1 protein-coding gene is annotated in these 209 nt (G+C 64.1%); it reads right to left on the reverse strand.

Features of this window, described 5'->3' with window-relative positions:
* On the reverse strand, positions 1–209 hold a 209-nt coding region (locus SB786_RS38070), incomplete at both ends, for a transposase (protein WP_410731821.1).

Here is a 209-nt window from a genome sequence, read left to right on the forward strand (position 1 = left end):
TCGGCCTGGATGCCCAAGGCCAGATAGACGGCCTTGTTGCTGACCACGCCGTCGTCGCGGATCTTGACCCGCAGCGCATCGAAGAACACCACCGGGTACATTGGCTCGAGCGGGCGGTTCTGCCAGCTCAGCGCCTCGGCCATCACCTCGTCGGTGACCGAGCTGATGAAGTCGGGCGACACTTCGGTGCCGTAGTGCTCGGCCAGAAA

It is taken from the genome of Burkholderia sp. SIMBA_062 (assembly GCF_046534765.1).
GTDB classification, from domain to species: Bacteria; Pseudomonadota; Gammaproteobacteria; order Burkholderiales; family Burkholderiaceae; genus Burkholderia; species Burkholderia ambifaria.